The organism is Serratia sp. JSRIV006, assembly GCF_019968685.1.
Lineage (GTDB): Bacteria > Pseudomonadota > Gammaproteobacteria > Enterobacterales > Enterobacteriaceae > Chania > Chania fonticola_B.
Map to the genome: position 1 here is coordinate 3047039 of NZ_CP074137.1, position 22830 is coordinate 3069868.

20 protein-coding genes and 1 other annotated feature are annotated in these 22830 nt (G+C 55.1%); of the genes, 12 read left to right on the forward strand and 8 right to left on the reverse strand.

Going from position 1 to position 22830, the window contains the following annotated elements; translation table 11 throughout:
- Positions 1 to 31: 31 nt before the first annotated feature.
- The 3 genes from acnA to topA all read right to left on the reverse strand — a co-directional run bounded on the left by acnA (position 32) and on the right by topA (position 6878).
- Complete coding sequence (gene acnA / locus KGP16_RS14080; RefSeq protein WP_037375987.1) at positions 32 to 2704, reverse strand: aconitate hydratase AcnA; 2673 nt, start codon at positions 2702 to 2704, stop codon at positions 32 to 34.
- Positions 2705 to 2932: 228 nt separating this feature from the next.
- Positions 2933 to 3907, reverse strand: a complete 975-nt coding sequence (gene cysB, locus KGP16_RS14085) for an HTH-type transcriptional regulator CysB (protein WP_021181263.1) — start codon at positions 3905 to 3907, stop codon at positions 2933 to 2935.
- Positions 3908 to 4268: 361 nt separating this feature from the next.
- Positions 4269 to 6878, reverse strand: coding sequence for a type I DNA topoisomerase (topA, locus tag KGP16_RS14090; protein WP_021181262.1), 2610 nt, complete (start codon positions 6876 to 6878; stop codon positions 4269 to 4271).
- A 426-nt stretch (positions 6879 to 7304) separates the two neighbouring features.
- On the opposite strand from topA, the gene KGP16_RS14095 reads away from it, so the two are divergent.
- The gene (locus KGP16_RS14095; protein WP_021806572.1) at positions 7305 to 7556 is read left to right on the forward strand and encodes a YciN family protein; all 252 of its coding nucleotides are present in this window, start codon (positions 7305 to 7307) and stop codon (positions 7554 to 7556) included.
- 49 nt (positions 7557 to 7605) lie between these two features.
- On the opposite strand, the gene sohB is transcribed toward KGP16_RS14095, so the two are convergent.
- Complete coding sequence (gene sohB / locus KGP16_RS14100; RefSeq protein ID WP_021806573.1) at positions 7606 to 8652, reverse strand: protease SohB; 1047 nt, start codon at positions 8650 to 8652, stop codon at positions 7606 to 7608.
- A 394-nt stretch (positions 8653 to 9046) separates the two neighbouring features.
- Between sohB and KGP16_RS14105 the strand changes: the two genes are divergently transcribed.
- Together KGP16_RS14105 and cobO are read left to right on the forward strand one after the other, a co-directional pair.
- Positions 9047 to 9808: a YciK family oxidoreductase gene (locus tag KGP16_RS14105; protein ID WP_021806576.1), complete on the forward strand. Its 762-nt coding sequence runs from the start codon at positions 9047 to 9049 to the stop codon at positions 9806 to 9808.
- Positions 9809 to 9821: 13 nt separating this feature from the next.
- Positions 9822 to 10412 (forward strand): cob(I)yrinic acid a,c-diamide adenosyltransferase, encoded by a 591-nt coding sequence (gene cobO, locus KGP16_RS14110; RefSeq protein WP_021806577.1) that lies wholly within the window; start codon positions 9822 to 9824, stop codon positions 10410 to 10412.
- Positions 10413 to 10459: 47 nt separating this feature from the next.
- Here cobO and rluB read toward each other — a convergent pair whose 3' ends face one another.
- From rluB to KGP16_RS14125, 3 genes are all read right to left on the reverse strand, one after another.
- Positions 10460 to 11368 (reverse strand): 23S rRNA pseudouridine(2605) synthase RluB, encoded by a 909-nt coding sequence (rluB, locus tag KGP16_RS14115; RefSeq protein ID WP_021806578.1) that lies wholly within the window; start codon positions 11366 to 11368, stop codon positions 10460 to 10462.
- A 153-nt stretch (positions 11369 to 11521) separates the two neighbouring features.
- Complete coding sequence (locus KGP16_RS14120) at positions 11522 to 12142, reverse strand: L-threonylcarbamoyladenylate synthase (RefSeq protein WP_021181255.1); 621 nt, start codon at positions 12140 to 12142, stop codon at positions 11522 to 11524.
- A 48-nt stretch (positions 12143 to 12190) separates the two neighbouring features.
- Positions 12191 to 13078 (reverse strand): PHP domain-containing protein, encoded by an 888-nt coding sequence (locus KGP16_RS14125; RefSeq protein WP_021806579.1) that lies wholly within the window; start codon positions 13076 to 13078, stop codon positions 12191 to 12193.
- A 240-nt stretch (positions 13079 to 13318) separates the two neighbouring features.
- Positions 13319 to 13423, forward strand: a sequence feature (Trp leader region).
- A gap of 28 nt (positions 13424 to 13451) precedes the next feature.
- Here KGP16_RS14125 and KGP16_RS14130 point away from each other — a divergent pair.
- The 7 genes from KGP16_RS14130 (at position 13452) to KGP16_RS14160 (ending at position 20546) form a co-directional block, all read left to right on the forward strand.
- Positions 13452 to 15011, forward strand: a complete 1560-nt coding sequence (locus KGP16_RS14130; protein WP_223499880.1) for an anthranilate synthase component 1 — start codon at positions 13452 to 13454, stop codon at positions 15009 to 15011.
- The gene (locus tag KGP16_RS14135) at positions 15011 to 15592 is read left to right on the forward strand and encodes a gamma-glutamyl-gamma-aminobutyrate hydrolase family protein (RefSeq protein ID WP_021806581.1); all 582 of its coding nucleotides are present in this window, start codon (positions 15011 to 15013) and stop codon (positions 15590 to 15592) included. The genes KGP16_RS14130 and KGP16_RS14135 overlap by 1 nt, the downstream gene beginning before the upstream one ends.
- A 16-nt stretch (positions 15593 to 15608) precedes the next feature.
- Positions 15609 to 16607 (forward strand): anthranilate phosphoribosyltransferase, encoded by a 999-nt coding sequence (trpD, locus tag KGP16_RS14140; protein ID WP_223499881.1) that lies wholly within the window; start codon positions 15609 to 15611, stop codon positions 16605 to 16607.
- A 3-nt stretch (positions 16608 to 16610) separates the two neighbouring features.
- On the forward strand, positions 16611 to 17972 hold the full coding sequence (trpCF, locus tag KGP16_RS14145) for a bifunctional indole-3-glycerol-phosphate synthase TrpC/phosphoribosylanthranilate isomerase TrpF (RefSeq protein WP_172413911.1): 1362 nt from the start codon (positions 16611 to 16613) through the stop codon (positions 17970 to 17972).
- 38 nt (positions 17973 to 18010) lie between these two features.
- A complete protein-coding gene (trpB, locus tag KGP16_RS14150; RefSeq protein ID WP_021806583.1) occupies positions 18011 to 19201 on the forward strand; it encodes a tryptophan synthase subunit beta in 1191 nt (396 codons plus the stop codon).
- Positions 19201 to 20007 (forward strand): tryptophan synthase subunit alpha, encoded by an 807-nt coding sequence (gene trpA / locus KGP16_RS14155; protein ID WP_059200957.1) that lies wholly within the window; start codon positions 19201 to 19203, stop codon positions 20005 to 20007. The genes trpB and trpA overlap by 1 nt, the downstream gene beginning before the upstream one ends.
- Before the next feature lie 224 nt (positions 20008 to 20231).
- Positions 20232 to 20546: a BON domain-containing protein gene (locus KGP16_RS14160; RefSeq protein WP_021806585.1), complete on the forward strand. Its 315-nt coding sequence runs from the start codon at positions 20232 to 20234 to the stop codon at positions 20544 to 20546.
- 42 nt (positions 20547 to 20588) lie between these two features.
- On the opposite strand, the gene ompW is transcribed toward KGP16_RS14160, so the two are convergent.
- On the reverse strand, positions 20589 to 21230 hold the full coding sequence (gene ompW / locus KGP16_RS14165; RefSeq protein WP_021806586.1) for an outer membrane protein OmpW: 642 nt from the start codon (positions 21228 to 21230) through the stop codon (positions 20589 to 20591).
- 296 nt (positions 21231 to 21526) lie between these two features.
- Here ompW and KGP16_RS14170 point away from each other — a divergent pair, with 296 nt between their 5' ends.
- Both KGP16_RS14170 and KGP16_RS14175 read left to right on the forward strand, forming a co-directional pair.
- Positions 21527 to 21967: a YkgJ family cysteine cluster protein gene (locus tag KGP16_RS14170; RefSeq protein WP_024529249.1), complete on the forward strand. Its 441-nt coding sequence runs from the start codon at positions 21527 to 21529 to the stop codon at positions 21965 to 21967.
- 41 nt (positions 21968 to 22008) lie between these two features.
- Positions 22009 to 22803, forward strand: a complete 795-nt coding sequence (locus tag KGP16_RS14175) for a YciC family protein (RefSeq protein ID WP_039996069.1) — start codon at positions 22009 to 22011, stop codon at positions 22801 to 22803.
- Positions 22804 to 22830 lie beyond the last annotated feature (27 nt).

Sequence of the window (22830 nt, forward strand, 5' to 3'; positions counted from 1 at the left end):
ACAAGGGCGCCTTTTGGCGCCCTTGTTCTCTCTACAGCATTTTACGGATAACGTAGTGCAGGATGCCGTCGTTCTGGTAATAAGTCAGCTCATTGCCGGTATCAATACGGCAACGGGTATTCACCACCACCTGCCGACCATCGGCATAGGTGATATTGACCGGTACCGTCTGGCCGGGTTGCAACGCCTGCAAACCACTCACGTCGATCAGTTCCTCCCCCGTCAAACCCAGCGTTTTGCGCGTTATACCCTGCGGAAATTCCAACGGCAAGATGCCCATACCGATCAGGTTGGAACGGTGGATGCGCTCAAAGGATTCCGCGATCACCACTCGCACCCCCAATAAACGCGGGCCTTTGGCTGCCCAGTCGCGGCTGGAGCCAGAGCCATACTCTTTACCCGCAATCACCGCCAGTGGTACCTGCTCCTGCTGATACTGCATGGCGGCATCATAGATCGCCATCTGATTCTGCGAAGGTAGATGGCGGGTATAACCGCCCTCCACGCCCGGAACCATTTCGTTACGGATACGGATGTTGGCGAAAGTGCCCCGCATCATTACTTCATGGTTACCGCGGCGCGAACCGTAAGAGTTGAACTCTTTCACCTCGACACCACGTTCGCTCAGGTAGCGTCCCGCCGGGCTGTCACGCTTGATGTTGCCCGCAGGCGAGATATGGTCAGTGGTCACCGAGTCTGCCAGGATTGCCAGAATACGCGCGCCGTGAATGTCCTGCACCGGATCCGGTTGCGCCTTCATGGTACTGAAAAATGGCGGATGGCGAATATAGGTAGAGTCGGCTTGCCATTCGTAGGTCGCGGAACCGGTCACCTGGATCGCTTGCCAACTGGCATCGCCATCAAACACTGCACCATATTCCTTATGGAACATTTCGGTGCTGACTTCGGCCACGGCCTGGGCAATCTCCTGGCTGGTAGGCCAGATATCCTTCAGATAGACCGGTTTCCCGTCGCGACCTACGCCCAACGCATCTTTGGTCAGGTCAACCTTCATGTTACCTGCCAGCGCATAGGCAACCACCAGTGGCGGCGAAGCCAGCCAGTTGGTTTTTACCAGCGGATGGATGCGCCCTTCAAAGTTACGGTTACCGGACAGCACGGCCCCGACGGTGAGATCCCCTTCCTTGATCGCCTGCTCAATCGGCTCGGGCAACGGGCCAGAGTTACCAATACAGGTCGTACAACCATAGCCAACCAGGTTAAAGCCCAACTGTTCCAGGTACGGCGTCAGTTTGGCGCGGTCGAAGTATTCGGTCACCACTTTGGAACCCGGTGCCAGTGAGGTTTTCACCCAAGGCTTGGTCTTCAAACCCTTTTCAACGGCCTTTTTGGCCAACAGGCCAGCGGCCATCATCACGCTCGGGTTGGAGGTGTTGGTACAGGAGGTAATGGCTGCGATCACCACCGCGCCAGCATTTAGCTCCAGGTTTTTGCCACCCAGCGTGAAGCTTTTCACTTCCTGCTTATCTTTCTGACCGCCAATTTCCAGCTCGGTCGCGGCGGTGAATGCTGTTGGCACCTGCGGCAGCGCGACGCGATCCTGCGGGCGTTTTGGCCCTGCTAGGCTTGCCTCAACCGTTGACATATCCAGCGACAGCGTGCTGGTAAACACCGGTTCATCGCCTGGATTGCGCCACATCCCCTGAGCCTTAGCATAGGCTTCCACCAATGCGATCTGCTCAGCGCTACGACCACTTAACTGCAGGTAGCTCAGCGTCACGTCATCCACCGGGAAGAAGCCACAGGTTGCCCCAAACTCTGGCGACATGTTGGCAATGGTTGCCCGGTCCGCCAGCGGTAAATCGGCCAGCCCATCACCATAAAACTCAACAAACTTGCCGACGACGCCATGCTTACGCAGCATTTGGGTGACCGTCAGCACCAGGTCGGTGGCCGTAATCCCCTCAGGTAACTTACCGCTGAGTTTAAAGCCCACCACATCCGGGATCAGCATCGAGACCGGCTGGCCCAACATGGCAGCTTCGGCCTCAATACCGCCAACGCCCCAACCGAGGATACCAAGGCCGTTAATCATGGTGGTGTGGGAGTCGGTCCCCACCAGGGTATCGGGGTAAGCAATGCGTTGGCCATTCTCTTCGGTATGCCAAACGGTTTGCCCCAGATACTCCAGGTTCACCTGATGGCAGATGCCGGTGCCGGGTGGCACCACGCGGAAGCGGTTGAAGGCCTTTTGCCCCCAGCGCAGGAAGGTGTAGCGCTCGTGGTTGCGCTCCATTTCGATACGCACGTTTTCGCCAAAGGCGTCATCGTCGCCAAACTCATCGACAGTGACCGAGTGGTCAATAACCAGATCGACCGGTGACAGCGGATTCACCTGATCGACTTTCCCGCCCAGGCGCAGAACGGCCTCACGCATTGCCGCCAAATCCACCACGGCAGGCACGCCGGTGAAGTCCTGCATCAGCACCCGCGCCGGGCGATAAGCAATTTCGCGATCGGCATGGCCGGTTTGCAACCAGCCTACGATCGCCTTCAGATCGTCAACCTGTACCGTATCACCATCCACATGGCGCAACAGGTTTTCCAGTAACACTTTCATCGATTTCGGCAGCCGGTCAATATCCCCTAACTGTCTGGCCGCCAGTGGCAAACTGTAATAGTGATACTCACTACCCAGTGCTACCAGCTTATCCATACTCGTTTTACGAAGATCGGACGACATAGCTCCTCCATTTTTTATTATGTCAAACCAGGGTGATTTCTGAGGTGTTATTTAAAGATAACACAAACGCCATGTAACGTTTTGATAACAACACGTATTGATCATAACGATAGGCAAGAGCAATCAAAGGCGGGAAGCTACTGGTAGGTCAATGAGTTAGCAGGTATCAGACAATGGAAAACCGCCCTTCGGCGGTTTAAATGGTGTAATGCGGCTCAAGTTAACGGCCTATTTGGTCGGCAGTTTGATGTCCTTGAACATGGCTTCGATCTCATCATTGGTGCGTAAAGCCACGGCGGTATCGACCACGTCGCGCGTCAGATGCGGAGCGAAACGCTGGATAAAATCGTACATATAGCTGCGCAGGAAGGTACTGCGACGGAAACCGATCTTGGTGGTGCTATAGGTAAAGATATCGCGGGCATCCACCATCACCAAATCCGGATCCTGCACCGGATCGACCGCCATGCTGGCGATCACGCCAACCCCCAGCCCCAGGCGTACATAAGTCTTGATCACGTCGGCATCGGTAGCGGTAAATACGATGCGCGGCGTCAACCCCGCCCGGTTAAACGCAGTATCCAGCTCTGAGCGCCCGGTAAAGCCGAAGGTGTAGGTAACGATAGGATACTCGGCCAGCTCTTCAATGGTGATGTGGCTCTTTCCCGCTAAAGGATGATCGGGCTTCACTACTACCGCCCGGTTCCAGTGGTAGCACGGCAGCATGATTAAGTCGTCATACAGATGCAATGCTTCGGTAGCGATGGCAAAGTCTGCCGAGCCTTTGGAAACCGCTTCGGCAATCTGCGTTGGCGAGCCCTGGTGCATATGCAGCGACACGCGCGGATAACGCTCGATAAAGCCTTTGATCACATTGGGCAAGGCGTAGCGTGCCTGGGTATGGGTGGTTGCCACATACAGCGAACCTTTGTCCGGGTAAGTATGTTCCCCGGCAACGGCCTTGATGGCCTCCACTTTGGACAGCACTTCGCGAGCAATGCGGATAATTTCCTGGCCAGCAGGCGTCACCTGGGTAAGGTGCTTGCCGCTACGGGCGAAAATCTGGATGCCGAGCTCATCCTCCAGCATCCTCACCTGCTTGCTGATACCCGGTTGCGAGGTATAGAGCCCCTCAGCCGTGGAAGAGACGTTGAGGTTATGATTCACCACTTCTACGATGTAACGAAGCTGCTGCAATTTCATATTTGAATACCATCCTAGGTTAAAACACTGCGGCTTGCCGCAGCCAGGTATCTCGGTGTTGCCCGGTATGCTTAATTCTCACAAGCCTTAAACACAGTGATTTCGCCCAGATGCTGATGAAAACGCCGTTGCTAATAAGCTTTAATCATAAAAAACATTTTTATATAACCATTATATCATGTCGCGCGACCAAGTATAGAGCCGCTTCACAAGATGATAACGATCTTTTCGCATGATTATCAACGCCGAGCCTTGCCGATAAAAATAAGAAAAAGCAGAGAAGAATAGATCCGCCAGCCGATTTACGCCAATAAAAAACCAGCTCAGTGAGCTGGTTTTTTGCTGTTGCCTTGCGTACGGGTTACTTCTTGCCTTCAACCCATTTGCCATCAACGAAGAATGCGGACCAGCCGGTGGCCTTACCGTCTTTCTCTGATGAGACATACTGTTGCTTGGTTTTACGGCTGAAGCGCACCATCGTCTTGTTGCCTTCCGGATCGGCCACCGGCGCATCGGCCAGATAGCGCAATTTCTCCGGCAAACGATCTTTGAAGCGCAGCAACTCTTCCACTAACGGCGCACGGGTTTCGCGCGATTTAGGGAAGGTGTTGGCCGCCAGGAACACGCCTGCCGCCCCATCACGCAACACAAAGTAGGCGTCCGATTTCTCGCACGGCAACTCTGGCAGCGGGACCGGATCCTCTTTCGGCGGCGCAACTTCACCGCTGCGCAGGATCTTACGGGTGTTCTTGCAGTTTTCGTTGGTGCAGCCCATGTACTTGCCAAAGCGCCCCATTTTCAGGTGCATTTCGGAACCACATTTTTCACACTCAACGATCGGGCCGTCGTAACCTTTCAGGCGGAATTCGCCTTGCTCGATTTCGTAGCCGTCACAGGCCGGGTTGTTACCACACACGTGCAGCTTGCGCTGGTTGTCGATCAGGTAGCTGTCCATCGCGGTGCCGCACTTCTGGCAACGCTTACGGGCACGCAGGGCGTTGGTTTCTGCATCATCCCCTTCCAGGATGTTCAGCACTTCCGCTTCCGGCACCAGATTGATGGTGGTTTTACAGCGCTCTTTCGGCGTCAACGCATAACCGGAGCAACCAAGGAACACGCCGGTACTGGCGGTGCGGATACCCATTTTGCGGCCACAGGTCGGACAGTCAATGCTGGTCATCACCATCTGGTTCGGGCGCATACCGCCCTCTTCAGGGTCTTTCTCGGCGGTTTCCAACTGCTCACTGAATTCGGCAAAGAATTCGTCCAGCACCGCTTTCCATTCCGCCTGGTTGTTGGCGACCTGGTCCAGGCCATTTTCCATGCGCGCGGTGAAGTCGTAATTCATCAGCTCACGGAAGTTTTCTTCCAGGCGGTCGGTGACGATCTCACCCATTTTTTCCGCGTAGAACCGGCGGCTCTCTACCCTCACATAGCCACGATCCTGAATGGTCGAGATGATCGAGGCGTAAGTAGATGGACGGCCAATCCCGCGTTTTTCCAATTCTTTAACCAGTGAAGCTTCACTGTAACGCGCCGGTGGCTTGGTAAAGTGCTGGCTCGGGATCAGCTTTTGCAGATCCAGCTCGCTGCCCACTTCCACAAACGGCAAGGTGCGATCTTCATCGCCCTTACGCAGCGCAGGCATCACCTTGGTCCAGCCATCGAAACGCAGCGTACGACCTTTGGCACGCAGCAGGAAGTCGTCCGCTTTCACCGTCAGCGTGGTGGAGTCGTATTGCGCTGGTGTCATCTGACAGGCGACAAACTGACGCCAGATCAGCTGATACAGTTTCTGCGCATCCGCTTCCATATCTTTCAGCTGTTCAGCCAATACGCTGACATCGGAAGGACGGATCGCTTCGTGCGCTTCCTGGGAGTTTTCTTTGCTGCTGTATTGGTTAGGCGCCTTCGGCAGGTACTTGTCGCCGAAGTTGTCACCGATATAACCACGCACCATGTTGACCGCGTCCTGGCTCAGGTTGGTGGAGTCGGTACGCATATAGGTGATATGACCGGCTTCATACAGACGCTGCGCCATCATCATGGTTTTCTTCACGCCGAAGCTCAGGCGGGTACTGGCAGCCTGTTGCAGCGTGGAGGTGATGAACGGTGCACCCGGTTTGCTGCTGGTTGGCTTGTCTTCACGATCCAGCACCGTATAACGGGCTTTTTCCAGCAGGTTAAGCGCGGCATGAGTCTGCTCACGGTTAACCGGTTTGAACGGCTTATCGTGGGCGTGGGTGACTTCCATCTGCAGCGCGATTTCGCCTTTCGCCAGCAGATCGGCATGCAGTTCCCAGTACTCTTCGGGTACGAACGCCTTGATGTCGCGTTCACGCTCCACCACCAGCCGAACCGCAACGGACTGCACCCGGCCAGCGGACAGGCCACGAGCAATTTTTTTCCACAGCAGTGGCGACACCATGTAGCCCACCACGCGGTCCATAAAGCGACGCGCCTGCTGTGCGTTGACACGATCGATATTCAGCTCGCCTGGCGCTTGGAACGCCTGCTGGATCGCGTTTTTGGTGATTTCGTTAAACACCACGCGGCTAAAGCGCTTGTCGTCCCCACCGATCACTTCCCGCAGGTGCCAGGCGATGGCTTCCCCTTCGCGGTCAAGGTCGGTTGCGAGGTAAATGTGGTCAGCATTTTCGGCTAACGACTTTAACTCGGCGACCACTTTTTCCTTACCGGGCAAAATCTCATATTGCGCTTCCCACCCGTGGTAAGGATCGACGCCCATGCGATTGACCAGCGCGGTCTTTTCATCTTTCTTGACTTTCTTTTTGGCTTTGTCTTTGGTTTTGTCTTCGGTTGACTCAGCGCTCTTTTTGCTAGCTGAGCCACTGGTCGGCAAATCACGGATATGACCGACGCTGGACTTCACCACGTAGTCATTACCTAAATATTTATTAATAGTTTTGGCTTTTGCCGGGGACTCAACTATTACGAGAGCTTTGCCCATAATTACCTTTACCTGAATTTAATACTTCTAAAAAGAAGCCATTTGTCTCGCCGTACCGCGGCAATTCGTATCTCTTATTTATATTGCGGTACTCTGGCAAGAGATCAACCTGTTTTTTTCTAATGGTTGCCTAACTGGTCAACCTGAACGCATTTCACCAGCCTAACCTGTTCACGCCAAACCCCAGAAGCCAGGCCAGCTATGACCTGCGTTGAGCGTAAACAAATCCTTCCACCGGAAGCCGCAAAATCCCACACTCTACCTGATAACAAACGCGACGCAACTTAATTAGCGCGGAAAACCTCATTTCGCCACGGACGGTCAAATCACTGGCTGTCCAGACGGCAATTAAACCTTAGCTGGTTTGCGGATAAACGCGAACCCGCGCTAGAATACGTTCAGAATTTTCGCTAGCAGGAGAAATAAATGCGTAACAACACTCAACCCATCGAACGAGCAGATCTGCTTACTGAAGCAAATAACATCATCCGCCAACATGAAGATTATATGCACGGCATGGTGGCCACCGACGTTGAGCAGAAAGGCAGCGTGTTGGTTTTCCGCGGCGAGTTCTTTTTAGATCCCGAGGGTCTGCCAACGGCAAAAACCACCGCCGTATTTAATATGTTTAAGCACCTGGCTCATGTGCTTTCCGAGAAATACCATCTGGTGGGTTAACCATTAAAAACGGGGCCATCAGGCCCCGTGCATTCACCGATTTACCGGCTTACAACAGCGGTTTCTCACCGCGCTGCCACCAGCGCAACAGCAGACGATCGACACTCTCTGCCGCACTGCCGGTAAAGCGATCGATCAGGCGTTTTCGGCGGGCATAGCGTACCCCCACCACTTCATGGTTTTCCATCTCGGCAATCAGCAGATCGTCACTGGTGCCGACCGCGTCAACCAGCCCTTTATCTTTTGCCTGAGTGCCATACCAATGCTCACCGGTCGCGACCTCTTCGATAGCCAATGAAGGGCGTTGCTGATGAACAAACTGTTTGAACAACTCGTGGGTTTCGTTGAGATCTTCACGGAACTTTTCCCGCCCTTGTTCGGTATTCTCACCAAACAGGGTCAAGGTGCGTTTGAACTGGCCCGCGGTGTGCAATTCCACATCGATATTGCTCTTTTGCAGCAAGCGATGGAAGTTGGGGATCTGCGCAACCACGCCGATCGAACCAATGATGGCGAACGGTGCTGCCACAATGCGGTCGGCCACACAGGCCATCATATAACCGCCGCTAGCCGCGACCTTATCCACCGCCACCGTCAGGCGGATACCCCCCTTGCGCAGACGCTCCAGTTGCGACGCTGCCAGACCATAGCCGTGCACCACCCCACCAGGGCTCTCCAAACGCAGCAACACCTCGTCCTTAGCCGTAGCTACTGCCAACACGGCAGAGATCTCTTCACGCAGTGAGCTGACCTCATGGGCATCCATGCTGCCCTTGAAGTCCAGTACATACAGGCAAGGTTTGACGGCCTCTACCGCACCGGCCTTGGCACGCTGTTTTTTCAGCTTGTCGTCGGCCTTGTTCTGCTTTTTGAACTGCTTGCTCCAGGCCTTCTGCTCTGCCGCCCCCATGCGGGCAAGGCGCATTTCCCGCTGCATTTCACGATATTGCTCACCCAGGTCGGTAAGCTGTAGTTCCCCTTTCTGCTGGCTCTTGCGCTGCCCGAGGCTCACCGCCAGCAACGCCAGCGCGGCAATAGCAATCACCACCGTGGCAACTTTGGCCAGGAAAAGGCCATAAACAGATATAAACTCCACAGATACCGCCTTTATTTACAGTTTGTTAGTTGAGCGGGCGCAGCATGCAGCGCCCCTACGTACTTTTTAGCAAATGGCACCACGGCTGTCGCGCCTAAATGAAAATTCAGATTGATGAGCATGCGGCACACCTCTGTGCTATGGGGTTGCCCGCAGCGGTAACCAAGCCGCTATTGTACCGTTTTTGTTACAAAAGAATGCCGTTTCTGTAGGTTACTCATTGAAAATGCGATCCATTTCAGGCATATAACAGACATTATTCATTAAATTACTGACAAAAATTCGCAGCGGATCGCCATTGTGGTTGAGCAACCCTGCTCCTGCCAGCGATCCGCAATCCACCCAAGCTCCCAGCCATAGCGCGGGAGCCGCCAAACAGGCGCGAGGAATTATTGTGCATTACCAACCTAAGCAGGATCTGCTCGAACAACGCATTATTCTGGTCACCGGGGCGGGCGACGGCATTGGCCGTGAAGCGGCGCTGACTTACGCTCGTTACGGCGCACAGCTAGTGCTGCTTGGCCGCACGGAAAGCAAACTGCAGGGCGTCCAGGCCGAAATTGCCGCCATCTCCAGCGCCCCGACGCATATCGTAACGCTGGATTTGTTACACACCACGCCAGAGCAGTGCCAAACCCTGGCGGAAGACTTGGCCACCAAGGTGCCACGTCTGGACGGCGTATTGCAAAACGCTGGTCTGTTGGGCGACATCGCCCCAATGGCCGAGCTTTCGATGACCATGTGGAACGAAGTGATGCAGGTCAACGTGAATGCCACCTTCATGCTTACCCAGGCGCTGCTGCCGTTGCTGCTGAAATCCAATGCGGGATCGTTGGTGTTCACCAGCTCCAGCGTCGGCCGCACCGGCCGTGCTGGCTGGGGGGCCTATGCCGTTTCCAAGTTTGCTACCGAAGGGATGATGCAGGTATTGGCCGATGAGTATAAAAACCGAAACTTGCGGGTAAATTGCATCAATCCTGGCGGAACTCGCACCAAAATGCGCGCATCTGCATTCCCACAGGAAGATAAAAACAAGCTGAAAACACCGGCCGATATCATGCCGCTCTATCTGTATTTGATGGGCGATGACAGCCGCCGTAAAACCGGCATGAGCTTCGATGCTCAACCCAACCGTAAACCCGGCGCTGCCGAATAAGGAAGCATTTAACATGGCTGAAGATCGTCACCAACAACGCCAGCAACGGCTGAAAGAACAGGTGGATGCCCGCATTGCCGCCGCGCAGGAAACCCGCGGTCTGTTGCTGGTCTTTACCGGCAATGGCAAAGGCAAGACCACCGCTGCATTTGGCACCGTCACTCGTGCCGTCGGCCACGGGATGAAGGCCGGAGTGATCCAGTTTATCAAAGGCCAGTGGCCCAACGGCGAGAAAAACCTGCTGCAACAGCACGGCGTGGAATTTCAGGTCATGGCAACCGGCTTTACCTGGGAAACCCAGGATCGGGAAAGCGATACCGCCGCCTGCCAGGCCGTCTGGCAACACGGTAAGCGGATGCTGGCCGACAGCAGCCTGGATCTAGTGCTGATGGACGAGTTGACCTATATGGTCACCTACGGCTATTTAGAGCTGTCAGAGGTGCTGGAAGCCCTTGAGCAGCGTCCTGCACACCAGACGGTGATTATCACCGGGCGTGGCTGTCATCGCGATTTGCTGGAGCTGGCGGATACCGTGACGGAGATGCGGCCGGTGAAGCACGCGTTTGAAGCGGGGATCAAGGCTCAGCAGGGTATTGACTGGTAACTGAATAACCCGTGGCCAAGCCAGAAGGCAAGGCCACGGTGATAAATTTAGCTACGCTTGGAAGGCTTGGCCGGTTTACCCGGTTTGCTGCTGCCTGGTGCACCACGACGGCTGCCGGGAGCGACCTGGCTGTGACGTTTTACCGCACGGCGGATCTGGTTGGCCTTCACACGGCGACGATCGCGTTCTACCGGCAGTTTGCTGACGGTTTCCGGCTGCAGTTCCACCAGCTCACGCAGATAGTTGATCGCCTTCAGATCCAGCTCGGTATAGCCGCCACGAGGCAGGCCTTTTGGCAGATCGATATCGCCGTAACGCACGCGGATCAAGCGGCTTACCTGCACGCCAACGGCTTCCCACAGGCGACGCACCTCACGGTTACGGCCTTCGGTCAGCGTGACGTTGTACCACTGGTTGATCCCTTCGCCACCCTGGAAGGTGATGGTGCGGAATGCCGCCGGGCCATCTTCCAGTTGGACACCTTTGCTCAGTTGCTTGAGCTTTTCGTCGTCGATCTGGCCGAACACGCGCACGGCGTATTCGCGTTCAACTTCGCGGCTTGGGTGCATCAGGCGGTTAGCCAGTTCACCGTCAGTGGTAAACAGCAGCAAGCCTGAGGTATTCACGTCCAAACGCCCTACCGCTACCCAGCGAGAACCACGCAGTTTTGGTAGGCGATCGAAGACCGTTGGGCGACCTTCTGGATCGCTACGGGTACAGAGTTCACCTTCCGGCTTGTAATAAGCCAGCACGCGGCAAACCGCTTCTTCGGATTCTTTGATCGAGACAACATGACCGTCCAGGCGAATTTTCATCCCGGCGACCACTTCAACGCGGTCGCCCAGTTTGGCGATCTTGCCGTCGACGCTGATGCGACCTGCCTCAATCATGGTTTCTATTTCACGACGCGAGCCATGGCCAGCATTCGCTAATACTTTCTGTAACTTTTCGCTCATTGAGCAACCTCTAATGTCGCCTTCACAGGCGTCGGGGGGACTTTGCCGCCACTCTCAGCAAGGAGAGACGGCCGCAAAGATTAGCACTTGGTCAAAACCAACCGCTTATTATACAGGCTTTATCCCTCCTTGGCACTGACTTCGTCCGGCAGTTTAGCGGAAAGGCGCTGGATCGCCCGCACCTTCACGGATCACTTCTGGGGAGGATTCTGTCAGGTCGATAACCGTGGTTGGCTGCTGGCCCAGGAAACCGCCGTGGATCACCAGATCCACCTGCTTGCCAAGGTGTTCGCTGATCTCTTCCGGATCGGATTCGGCAAAGTCATTGCCTGGCAGCATTAGCGTGGTCGACATCATTGGCTCATTGAGCACTTCCAGCAATGCCAGAGCGATCGGGTTGGATGGCACGCGCAAACCGATGGTTTTACGCTTGTCATTCATCAGGCGACGAGGCACTTCTTTGGTCGCTTTCAGGATGAAGGTGTAATTGCCAGGCGTATTGTTCTTGATCAGGCGAAACGACGAATTGTCCACATAGGCATAGGTCGACAGCTCGGACAAATCGCGGCACATCAGCGTGAAGTTGTGGTTACCGTCCAACTGGCGAATGCGGCAGATACGCTCCAACGCCGTCTTCTCTTCAAGTTTGCAGCCCAGCGCGTAGCCAGAGTCTGTTGGATAGACGATCACGCCACCCTTGCGCAGCACCTCTACGGCCTGATTGACCAGGCGCGGCTGCGGGTTGTCCGGGTGAATATAAAATAGCTGGCTCATCTCTAACTCCTGAAAATGATGCACGCGCAAAACAACGCCCGCGTTAAATCAATCGACTAAGTTCTGTTGGGGCTGTGGCCAATCACGCCAAACCGGTTCAACACCGCCGGGTAACCACAGTTTGCGCCCCAACTCAATCCACGAACAGGGCTGATGGAAATCCGAACCCTGAGACGCCAATAATTGGTAGTCCTGCGCATATTTAGCCAACACCGTACGCTCATGGGGGGCTTGTTGACACTGCGCCACCTCCATCGCATCACCGCCGTGTTCGGCAAAATAGGCCAACAGACGTTTCAGCCATTTTGCCGTCAGATCGTAACGGCCCGGATGCGCCATCACCGCTTGGCCACCGGATTGATGAATGACATCAATGGCTTGTTCTATTGTACACCACTGTGGCGGAACATAGCCGATTTTCCCTTTGGCGAGATACTTCTTGAACACCTGCGCCATGTTACCAGCTATGCCCTGCTGCACCAGAAAACGGGCAAAATGCCCTCTGGTAACCGCCCCATCCCCCGCCAGCAGTTGCGCTCCGGCATAGGCATCGGGAATGCGCGCTTTTGCTAACCGAACGCCGATTTCTTGCGCCCGCAGATTACGGCGCTCGGTCTGTTCGACCAGCAGCTGTAACAGCGCCGGATGGGTGATATCGAGCCCCAGCCCAACAATGTGGATCTCATGGTTTTCCCACAGCGTAGAAATCTCCACGCCGTTAACCAACTGCAAGGGCAAGGCAAGATCGGCTATCGCGGCCGCGGCCTCTGCCAATCCGTTGGTGGTGTCGTGATCGGTAATAGCCAGCACGCCAACGCGCATCTCAACGGCTCGCTGCACCAGTTGAGTCGGCGTTAAGTAACCGTCCGAAGCGGTGGTGTGGCTGTGGAGATCGTACAGGGTAAAAGCGGAGGATTGTGGGCTGCTGTCTGTCAAAAGGGATATCCTGCGATGGCTTGGCTTTCTATCATACCCGTTATGGTTGGCCGGACGGAAATCTATTCTGCCGATGGCGCTCCCGCCAGATTAACGATTCCACGCTGGCCGCTAACATATTGTGCAAAAAGAGAGTTGACATTGCCCCTTCGTTCCAGTTAACTAGTACACAAGTTCACGGCAATAACCGTGTTGGATGAAAATACAGAGAGCAACATGATGACTAAGCACACTTCTCTTCTTCGCTGGTGGCGTACTTCCCAATCAAGGGTCGAGTAATCACGCATACCTGTCATCTGACACTGCAGATTCCCTAGGCCCGCTCATTACAGCGGGCTTTTTTATGGACAAGATTTGACTGGAACTACCGAAGATGAACATCAAACCACAGCTCAAACTCCTCACGGCACAGGCCGGTTACCGCAGCGATCCGACGGCAATTTTTCATCAGCTGTGTGGCGCGCGCCCTGCCACCCTGTTGCTGGACTCGGCGGAAATCAACAGCAAGCAAAACCTGAAAAGCCTGCTGATTGTCGACAGTGCCCTGCGCATTACCGCCTTGGGCCGTAAAGTCAGCCTTCAGGCACTGACTGCTAACGGTGCAGCCCTGCTGCCACTGTTGGATGAAGCCTTGCCTACCGACGTACAAATCCAGGCTCGCCCTAATGGCCGTGAGCTGACCTTCCCGGCAATTGATACGGTACAAGACGAAGATGCCCGCCTGCGTTCACTGTCAGTGTTTGATGCGTTGCGCACGATGCTGACGCTGGTCGATGCTCCTGCCAATGAACGTGAAGCGATGTTGCTCGGCGGCCTGTTTGCCTATGACCTGGTTGCTGGCTTTGAAGACCTGCCAGAGCTGCGCCAAGACCAACGCTGCCCGGACTTCTGTTTCTATCTGGCGGAAACGCTGCTGGTGCTGGATCACCAACGCGGCGTAGCTCGTTTACAAGCCAGCGTATTTAACGGTGACAACGCTGAAACCCTGCGTTTGCAGCAGCGTCTCGAACAGCTTCAGGTGCAATTGCAGCAAACTCCGATCGCCATTCCTCATCAGAAACTGGAAGACATGCAGCTAAGCTGCAATCAGAGCGATGAAGAGTACGGCGCGGTAGTCAGCCAGTTGCAGCAGGCCATCCGCCACGGTGAGATTTTCCAGGTGGTGCCTTCTCGTCGCTTCTCTCTGCCTTGCCCTAATCCGCTGGCGGCTTACCAGACGCTGAAGGAAAACAATCCAAGCCCTTACATGTTCTTTATGCAGGACGACGAGTTCACGCTGTTCGGTGCCTCGCCGGAAAGCGCGCTGAAATATGAAGCCACCAGTCGCCAAATTGAAATCTACCCGATCGCCGGTACTCGTCCTCGCGGACGCCGCGCCGACGGTTCGCTGGATCTGGATCTCGACAGCCGCATTGAGCTGGAAATGCGTACCGACCATAAAGAGCTGGCGGAACACCTGATGCTGGTCGACCTGGCCCGCAACGATCTGGCCCGCATCTGTGAGGCTGGTAGCCGCTATGTTGCCGACCTGACTAAGGTAGACCGTTACTCATTCGTGATGCACCTGGTCTCCCGCGTGGTCGGCAAGCTGCGTGGCGATCTCGACGTGCTGCATGCCTATCAGGCCTGTATGAATATGGGCACGCTGAGCGGCGCGCCGAAAGTACGCGCCATGCAACTGATTGCCGCCTCTGAAGGCACCCGTCGTGGCAGCTACGGAGGCGCAGTGGGTTACTTTACCGCTCACGGAGATCTCGATACCTGTATTGTCATTCGTTCCGCGTATGTTGAGGACGGTGTTGCCACCGTGCAGGCCGGTGCCGGTGTGGTGCTGGATTCCGTTCCGCAGGCAGAAGCCGATGAAACCCGTAACAAGGCACGTGCCGTGCTGCGTGCCATCGCCAGCGCGCACCAGGCCAAGGAGATTTTCTAATGGCCGATATCTTACTGCTCGACAACGTCGACTCCTTTACTTACAACCTGGTCGATCAACTGCGTGCCAGCGGTCATCAGGTAGTCATTTATCGTAACCAGATTGCCGCCGAGATCATCATCGCGCGCCTGCAACAGATGGAGCAGCCTATTTTAATGCTGTCCCCAGGCCCTGGTACTCCAGCCGACGCTGGTTGTATGCCAGAGCTGTTGCAACGCCTGCGCGGCCAGATGCCAATCATCGGGATCTGTCTCGGCCATCAGGCGATTGTGGAAGCCTATGGCGGCCACGTTGGCCAGGCCGGTGAGATTTTGCACGGCAAGGCTTCTTCCATTACTCACGATAACCAGGGGATGTTTGCCGGTATGGCCAACCCGCTGCCGGTCGCCCGCTATCACTCGCTGGTCGGCAGCAATATCCCTGAAGGGCTGACCGTCAATGCTCGCTTCGGCGACATGGTGATGGCAGTGCGTCACGATGAACACCGCGTATGTGGTTTCCAATTCCATCCAGAATCCATTCTGACCACCCAAGGCGCGCGTTTGCTTGAGCAGACGTTGGCCTGGGCGTTGGCGAAATAATCAAGGGGAACCGACTATGCAACCTATTCTTGAAAAACTGTATCGATCGGAGTCGATGAGCCAGGAAGAAAGCCAGCAGTTATTCAGCGCTATCGTGCGCGGTGAGCTGGAACCTAGCCAACTTGCGGCGGCCTTAATCAGCATGAAGATCCGCGGTGAGCACCCGGAAGAAATCGCCGGAGCTGCCAAGGCACTCTTGGCCGATGCTCTACCGTTCCCACGCCCGGACTATGCCTTCGCGGATATCGTCGGCACCGGCGGTGACGGCACCAACAGCATCAATATCTCTACGGCCAGCGCTTTTGTCGCCGCAGCCTGTGGGGTCAAGGTGGCCAAGCACGGCAACCGCAGCGTCTCCAGCCGTTCCGGTTCATCCGATCTGTTGGCCGCCTTCGGGATCCGTCTGGATCTGCCTGCGGAAGAATCCCGCAGGGCTTTGGATGAACTGGGCGTATGTTTCCTGTTTGCGCCGCAGTATCACACCGGTTTTCGCCATGCGATGCCGGTACGCCAACAGTTGAAGACCCGCACGGTGTTCAACGTACTCGGGCCGTTGATTAACCCGGCTCGCCCACCGTTGGCGTTGATTGGGGTCTACAGCCCGGAGCTGGTGCTGCCAATCGCCCAAACCCTGCGCGTATTGGGTTATCAGCGCGCCGCCGTCGTGCACGGTGGCGGTATGGATGAAGTGGCGATCCACACCACCACTCACGTCGCCGAGCTGAATGACGGCGAAATTGAAAGTTATCAGCTGACACCTAAATCTTTTGGGTTGGACAGCTACCCGCTGGGCTCCCTGCTGGGAGGGTCGCCGGAAGAAAACCGTGACATTCTGGCAAGGTTGTTACAAGGTAAAGGTGAGCCAGCGCACGCCGCGGCGGTCGCCGCCAACGTCGCACTGTTGCTGAAACTATTCGGACAGGAAGACCTGCGCCAGAACGCGCAGCAGGCATTGGAAATGATCCACAGTGGGCAGGCTTACCAGCGTGTCACTGCTTTGGCAGCAAGAGGATAAATGATGCAGGAAACCGTGCTCAACAAGATTGTTCGTGACAAGGCGCAGTGGGTCGCGGCACGTAAGCAACAACAGCCATTAGCCAGCTTTCAAAACGAAATCGTGCCAAGCGAGCGTAGCTTTTATCATGCGCTACAAGGCGCCAGAACGGCATTTATTCTCGAATGCAAAAAAGCCTCTCCTTCCAAGGGGCTGATCCGCGAGAATTTTGACCCGATGGAAATCGCCTCGGTGTATAAGGACTTCGCCTCGGCGATCTCGGTGCTGACCGATGAGCAATACTTCCAGGGCAGCTTCGATTTTCTGCCGCTGGTGAGTAAAACCGTGACCCAGCCGGTGCTGTGTAAGGACTTTATGATCGACCCTTACCAAATCTATCTGGCACGTCACTACCAGGCCGACGCCATTCTGTTGATGCTGTCAGTGCTCGATGACGAACAGTACCGCCAACTTGCTGCGGTGGCACACAGCCTGAATATGGGCGTGCTGACCGAGGTGATAAGCGAAGAAGAATTACAGCGTGCGGTACAGCTGGAAGCCAAAGTGATTGGCATCAACAACCGCGATCTGCGCGATCTGTCTATCGATCTGGATCGCACCCGCACCCTGGCTCCAAAAGTGCCACATGGCGTGACGGTGATCAGCGAGTCCGGCATCAATAACTATCGCCAGATCCGTGAACTCAGCCGCTATGCCAACGGTTTTCTGATCGGTAGCGCATTGATGTCGGAGGCCAACCTGCGCAGCGCGGTACGCCGCGTGATCCTCGGTGACAACAAAGTCTGTGGCCTGACCCGGCCGCAAGATGCCGCCGCCGCTTATCAGGCAGGTGCCAACTACGGCGGTCTGATCTTCGTTGGCCGTTCCCCACGTAACGTGGACATTGCCCGCGCCAGGGAAGTGATCGCCGGAGCGCCGTTGAAATACGTGGGTGTTTTCTGTGATGCGCCCATCGCTACGGTAGCGCAAACTGCTGAGCGCCTTGGTCTGTATGCGGTGCAACTGCACGGAGCGGAAGACCAAGCTTATATTAACGCCCTGCGCGCCGAGCTGCCTGCCACCTGTCAGATCTGGAAAGCCTTGAGCGTAAAAGACAGCCTGCCCGCTCGCGATCTGCAACAGGTCGATCGTTACCTGCTGGATAACGGCGCTGGCGGTACCGGAGTTCGCTTTGACTGGTCGGTGTTGCAGGGCCAAACGCTGGACAACGTGATGCTGGCTGGCGGCCTGAGTGCAGACAACTGCCTAGATGCGGCCCAACTGGGCTGTGCGGGCCTCGATTTCAACTCTGGCGTAGAGAGCCAACCCGGCATCAAAGATGCCGAGCGTCTCGCGGCGGTGTTCCAGACCCTGCGCGCCTACTGATTGCGAACCTCATTTAACGGATAATAACGGGAAAAATAATGACGCTGCTTAACCCTTACTTCGGCGAATTTGGCGGTCAGTACGTGCCGCAAATTTTGATGCCAGCCCTGAAACAACTGGAAGAAGCCTTCGTCAGCGCCCAGCGTGACCCTGAGTTCCAGGCAGAGTTTATCGATCTGCTAAAAAACTATGCGGGCCGCCCAACGGCACTGACGCTGTGCAAAAACCTGACTGCCGGTAGCAAAACCAAACTCTACCTAAAGCGTGAAGATCTGCTGCACGGCGGTGCCCATAAGACCAACCAGGTATTGGGCCAGGCGCTGCTTGCCAAACGCATGGGCAAAACCGAGATCATCGCGGAAACCGGCGCTGGCCAACACGGTGTGGCCTCTGCGCTGGCGTGCGCCCTGCTCGGTCTGAAATGCCGTATCTACATGGGTGCCAAGGACATTGAACGCCAGTCACCTAACGTATTCCGTATGCGCCTGATGGGGGCTGAAGTGATCCCGGTGCACAGCGGTTCTTCCACGCTGAAAGATGCCTGTAACGAAGCGCTGCGCGACTGGTCTGGCTCTTACGATAAGGCCCACTACATGCTGGGCACTGCCGCAGGCCCACACCCGTTCCCGACCATAGTGCGTGAATTCCAACGCATGATCGGTGAAGAAACCAAAGCTCAGGTGCTGGAGCGTGAAGGCCGTCTGCCGGATGCCGTATTGGCCTGCGTTGGCGGTGGTTCCAACGCCATCGGCATGTTTGCCGACTTTATCGATGATGACAGCGTTGGCCTGATCGGCGTTGAACCCGCTGGCCTGGGGATCGAAACCGGCCAGCATGGTGCGCCGCTGAAACATGGCAAGGTGGGGATTTACTTCGGGATGAAATCGCCGATGATGCAAACCTCTGAAGGCCAGATCGAGGAGTCTTACTCGATTTCCGCCGGTTTGGACTTCCCTTCCGTTGGCCCGCAACACGCCTATCTGAACAGCATCGGCCGCGCAGAATACGTGTCGATCACCGATGATGAAGCGCTGGAGGCTTTCAAAGCGCTTTCCCGCCACGAAGGAATTATCCCGGCGTTGGAGTCTTCCCATGCCCTCGCACACGCGCTGAAAATGATCCGTGAAGAGCCGCAGAAAGAACAGATCCTGGTGGTTAACCTGTCCGGCCGCGGCGACAAAGACATATTTACCGTTCACGACATTCTGAAAGCACGGGGAGAAATCTGATGGAACGTTATCAGCAACTGTTCAAACGGTTGGAAAATAATAAAGAAGGCGCCTTCGTGCCGTTTGTCACCCTCGGCGACCCAAACCCGACGCTATCGTTACAGATTATCGATACGCTGGTGGAGAACGGTGCAGATGCCTTGGAGTTGGGGATCCCCTTCTCGGATCCGTTGGCCGATGGCCCAACCATTCAAAGTGCAGCACTGCGTGCTTTCGCTTCTGGCGTTACGCCAACGCACTGTTTTGAAATGCTGACGGCAATCCGCCAGAAGCACCCTGATATTCCGATTGGCCTGCTGATGTACGCCAACCTGGTGTTCCACGGCGGCATTGACGCATTTTATCAGCGCTGTGCGCAGGCCGGTGTAGATTCGGTGTTGATCGCGGACGTACCTTTCGAGGAGTCCGCACCTTTCCGCGCGGCAGCAACTCGCCACGGCATCGCGCCAATCTATATCTGCCCACCAAATGCGGATGAGGATTTACTGCGTGAAATCTCGTCCCACGGCCGGGGTTACACTTACCTGCTGTCACGCGCAGGAGTAACCGGGACGGAAAGCCGGGCGCAGTTACCGCTGCACCACCTGGTCAATAAGCTGCGCGAGTATCATGCGGCACCGCCGCTGCAAGGCTTTGGCATCTCTGAACCCTCACAGGTCAAGGATGCGTTGCAAGCCGGGGCCGCCGGGGCAATCTCCGGTTCGGCAATTGTTAAGATCATCGAACAGAATCAGGCACAACCGGCAGAAATGCTGGCCAAGCTGGGCAAGTTTGTACGTGAAATGAAAGCCGCTACCCGCGTTTAATCTCCCGCTCTCAATCACCGGATACTACGAAAGTATCCGGTGATAACACATTGTTTAGCCTCATTCTTGCCAAAGATATTTTTGCAAACAATTTGAACAAACCAGCAACCTGCCCCACAATCATATTTGCCGCTAAATATTCAGTGGCTCAGTGCATACGATTTCGTTAGCTGATTGAAATCAGCATTTAATTTCAACAATAACATTTGCAAGGAGAGTCATTTATGAAGCTATTTAAAACCCTTTCGGCGCTGTGCATGGCAGCTATTTTGGCGATGGCAGTTTCTGCCTGTGCTCCAACGGCAAAATCAGAGGGGACTGGCGGTTATATTGACGATACGGTCATCACTACCAAGGTGAAGTCAGCACTGCTGGCGGATAAAACCATCAAATCCACCGAGATTAGCGTCGAGACCTTTAAAGGCAAGGTTCAGTTAAGCGGTTTCGTCAGCTCTAGCGCCGATGCCAATCGCGCCGTTCAGGTGACTCGCGGCGTGGCAGGGGTTAAATCTGTCGAAAACGATATGCGCATTAAATAACTGAAGAGGGAGGCGCCGAACAGCGCCTCCTTTACTGCTGGCTTAGAAGCGGTAGCCTGCACCAAACATAAAGACAAATGGGTCCAGACGAGTGTCAATACTCTGATGTTGATCGCCAGCGTCGAAGCGTACCTTGGTTTCGATATTCATCCACCAAAGCGACATGTTCAACATCCAGTGCTCATCCAGGTTGTAATCCAGACCCGCCTGCCCGGCTACGCCCCAGGAATTTTTCAGATCCAGGTTGCTTAAACCCGCATCCTTGCCGTTGTCGTTGAATTTCTCGTCGAAGAACATGGTGTAGTTCACACCGATGCCCAGGTATGGACGCAGCTTGTCTTGCTTGTCGCCAAAGTAGTACTGCGCCATCAGCGTTGGTGGCAGTTGACGAACGGTTGCAATATCCCCGTTGACCGCTGGGCCACCCAGAGAAACTTTATGGCGGAACGGCGTTGCAGCCAGTAACTCGACGCCGATATTGTCCGTCACCATATAGCCAAAAGTCAGACCCAATTGGGTGTTGTTATTGGCGTTGAACGATCCTTGGCCTAAAACGTTGTCCGAACCTGCATTAGGACGAACTGTTGCAGTCCCTGCACGGAACAGGAAATCACCCGCTTGATGCGCGCTTGCTACCATAGGAGCCATCAGAGCCCCTAACACCACCAGAGTTGTCTTTTTCATTATCCATTCCATTTGTGTGGTTTACAGTCCCGATGAATATACCTATTAACAGGTATTTATGATCCCATCGAGATCACATCTTAAGTGTAAAAATTTAAAATCCCACCAAAAACAAAGCCACCTAAGGTGTTAATAAATCGATAATTGATCTGAATCAATAAACGCCTTTTGTTGCAAATATGATGCATGTTTGAATTTCTGTTACCGAAAAAAAGTTGCTAAAAAAAATGCCACTGCGTAATTTCATTATTCCTGTTGGTTTTGGTTGGGCCGGTAAGGAGTCGGTGGCAATCAAGATGAGCGAAATTCAAAATCCCTGCACCAGCTGCGGCGCCTGCTGCGGTTATTTTCGAGTATCATTCTATTGGGCCGAAGCGGAAGATGGCGGCGGCGTGGTACCTATATCCTTAACTGAACCCTTGAGCCCCTTTCTGCGCTGTATGCAAGGGACCAACAGCAAGTCACCACGCTGCACCTCGCTGGTAGGTGAGATTGGTCAGGCGGTGTCCTGTTCGATCTACCCCAATCGCCCCAGCCCCTGCCGCGAATTCGATCAATCCGGGGAAAACGGCCTACGCAATGAAGCCTGCGATCGGGCCCGTGAGCGCTACGGCCTGCCGCCCTTGCCGGTTCCCCTGCCATTATCATTGTCAGAGACCATAATCGCCCAAGAAATCAGCACAGTGCCATTCGCGGGGTGCCACAGCGGCGCGGAACAGGGTACAATCGCCCACTGATTTAACTACGTTCCCGACGCCAAGGAGTCTGCATGCCAAGCATGCCAATTACGGCCAACACGTTGTACCGTGACAGTTTTAACTTTTTCCGTAATCAGGTTGCCAGCATTGTGCTGTTGGCACTGCTGACCGCATTCATTTCTGTGCTGCTTAATCAGGCGTTTAGCCCCGATATTGAGCAGTTGAAGATCCTGACCGCGACGGAAAGTGATCTGGCCTCCAACGCCGGTGCCGGCATGGGGATCCAGGAAATCATTCAGCAAATGACGCCTGAACAGCAGATGGTGCTGTTGAAAGTGTCCGCCGCCGCGACGATTTCCGCTTTAGTGGGTAACGTGCTGCTGGTGGGGGGCATGTTGACGCTGATCCGCCTGGTTTCTGAAGGCCAGCGTACCAGTGCGCTACGGGCTATCGGGATATCTGCCCCGCTATTGCCGCGTTTACTGCTGCTGCTGTTTGTCTGCACCTTGCTGACCCAGCTTGGCCTGACGCTGTTTGTCGTGCCCGGTGTGATCATGGCGATCTCGTTCTCGTTGGCCCCGGTGATTTCCGTAGCCGATGGGAAAGGCATGTTTGCCTCACTGAAACTGAGCTGCAAGCTGGCCTTTGCTAACGCGCGGGTGATCGTACCGGCGATGATGCTGTGGTTGGCGGCCAAACTACTGGTGCTGTTTATGGTCAGCCACTTGTCGGTGTTGACGCCACACGTTGCCAGCATCGTTCTGACTGCATTAAGCAACCTGGTTTCTGCCTTACTGCTGATTTATCTGTTCCGGCTGTATATGCTGCTGCGGGACACAGCGCCCACTTCTGGCGTGTCCTTAGATAAAAGATAAATAGGGTCGGTTGACGTTTAAGGGCAC

Coding starts and splice junctions, on each gene's coding strand:
- acnA (WP_037375987.1), bottom strand. CDS start 2,704: ATGTCGTCCGATCTTCGTAAAACGAGTATGGATAAGCTGGTAGCACTG.
- cysB (WP_021181263.1), bottom strand. CDS start 3,907: ATGAAATTGCAGCAGCTTCGTTACATCGTAGAAGTGGTGAATCATAAC.
- topA (WP_021181262.1), bottom strand. CDS start 6,878: ATGGGCAAAGCTCTCGTAATAGTTGAGTCCCCGGCAAAAGCCAAAACT.
- KGP16_RS14095 (WP_021806572.1), top strand. CDS start 7,305: ATGCGTAACAACACTCAACCCATCGAACGAGCAGATCTGCTTACTGAA.
- cobO (WP_021806577.1), top strand. CDS start 9,822: ATGGCTGAAGATCGTCACCAACAACGCCAGCAACGGCTGAAAGAACAG.
- rluB (WP_021806578.1), bottom strand. CDS start 11,368: ATGAGCGAAAAGTTACAGAAAGTATTAGCGAATGCTGGCCATGGCTCG.
- KGP16_RS14120 (WP_021181255.1), bottom strand. CDS start 12,142: ATGAGCCAGCTATTTTATATTCACCCGGACAACCCGCAGCCGCGCCTG.
- KGP16_RS14130 (WP_223499880.1), top strand. CDS start 13,452: ATGAACATCAAACCACAGCTCAAACTCCTCACGGCACAGGCCGGTTAC.
- KGP16_RS14135 (WP_021806581.1), top strand. CDS start 15,011: ATGGCCGATATCTTACTGCTCGACAACGTCGACTCCTTTACTTACAAC.
- trpD (WP_223499881.1), top strand. CDS start 15,609: ATGCAACCTATTCTTGAAAAACTGTATCGATCGGAGTCGATGAGCCAG.
- trpCF (WP_172413911.1), top strand. CDS start 16,611: ATGCAGGAAACCGTGCTCAACAAGATTGTTCGTGACAAGGCGCAGTGG.
- trpB (WP_021806583.1), top strand. CDS start 18,011: ATGACGCTGCTTAACCCTTACTTCGGCGAATTTGGCGGTCAGTACGTG.
- trpA (WP_059200957.1), top strand. CDS start 19,201: ATGGAACGTTATCAGCAACTGTTCAAACGGTTGGAAAATAATAAAGAA.
- KGP16_RS14160 (WP_021806585.1), top strand. CDS start 20,232: ATGAAGCTATTTAAAACCCTTTCGGCGCTGTGCATGGCAGCTATTTTG.
- ompW (WP_021806586.1), bottom strand. CDS start 21,230: ATGAAAAAGACAACTCTGGTGGTGTTAGGGGCTCTGATGGCTCCTATG.
- KGP16_RS14170 (WP_024529249.1), top strand. CDS start 21,527: ATGAGCGAAATTCAAAATCCCTGCACCAGCTGCGGCGCCTGCTGCGGT.
- KGP16_RS14175 (WP_039996069.1), top strand. CDS start 22,009: ATGCCAATTACGGCCAACACGTTGTACCGTGACAGTTTTAACTTTTTC.